Source organism: Candidatus Symbiopectobacterium sp. NZEC135, from assembly GCF_025962695.1.
Genome location: NZ_JAGFPF010000608.1, coordinates 1 through 1,145, shown reverse-complemented (window position 1 = coordinate 1,145; position 1,145 = coordinate 1). Strand labels below are relative to the sequence as shown.

General features: G+C 46.0%; 2 protein-coding genes. One reads left to right on the top strand and one right to left on the bottom strand.

The window, feature by feature from the left end:
* The coding region (locus J5224_RS29140) for a LysE family translocator (protein WP_264628564.1) at nucleotides 1-449 on the top strand (449 nt) is incomplete at its 5' end.
* A 153-nt stretch (nucleotides 450-602) separates the two neighbouring features.
* Here J5224_RS29140 and J5224_RS29135 read toward each other — a convergent pair.
* The coding region (locus J5224_RS29135) for a CPBP family intramembrane glutamic endopeptidase (protein ID WP_264628563.1) at nucleotides 603-1,145 on the bottom strand (543 nt) is incomplete at its 5' end.

Here is a 1,145-nt window from a genome sequence, read left to right as displayed (position 1 = left end):
TTATCGCGTTAGCGGGCCTGCATGCTCTGCTGACGCTGATCCCATCGCTTTACACCGGTCTGAAAATTGCTGGCGGTTGTTATCTTTTATGGCTGGCGTTGAAAATGTTTCGTAGTCCCTCAAAGCCGCTTATCAACCCAACCGGTATAGGCGAAATGAGCGCGTTAAAAGCCTTTGCAACAGGCATCATTACACAAATCAGTAACCCCCATACGGCTTTGGTATTTGCCAGTATTTTCTCCGCCGCGCTCACCACGAATATCCAACCCGCCATGTATATCGTCTTGCCCGTAATGGCGTTTACTATTGATATGCTCTGGTATGCATTCGTCGCATTTTTATTATCAACTGACAGACCCCGTCAGGCGTACATTAAGTACCGTAAGCTCATCGACAAATTAAGCGGGGGAATAATGGCCTGGCTGGGAGTGCGGTTGCTGTTAAAGTGATCTGAACGCGAGGTGCTGGAGATATCCGAGTCTGTTGAACTCTGCGTTTATCAGGGCTGCAATACCAGCCCTGTGTGAGGCGTGGAAATTCATCACTGCATGCTAAATAAATCTGCACGACCATTAAGTATCATATCCAAGCCTTAAATTACATCAGACTGTGGAGACATACCAGAATAGCAAAACGGCTGAATTGGTCAGCATATGTGTCAATATTGGCATCAGCAGCCCTTTGCTGGTCAGGCGCGCGTAACATAGCAGCAATGATATTGTGATTAACTCAGTCAGCGTTACCGTGGATGTATATTGTGTATGCGCTGCGGCAAAGAGCAACGACACAAGAATACAACACGCCAGCCTATTGTTAGGCAACCACGTAAGAAGCCCTTGCAGCAAAAAACCTCGGAAAACGATCTCTTCAATGATAGGGCTGAAAAAGATCATCGCCAACACAACGCTCAGCCATCCTTGTTTCGAAAAATCAGCCATCTGCTGTACCCAACGCTCTTCACTGGGCATCATCATGCTTGTCAGCATCAAAATGAGCAGCACAACAAAGGCGAGTTTAAGCATCAAATGGGAGGAAAAAAGCCCGAGAGGCAGTAACCCATACCGTTTTGTATACCTAAACCAGAATGGCACAATGATAATAAAAGCCAGAAATGAAAAAAAAGCTAACGAATAGGCAGGATTAAT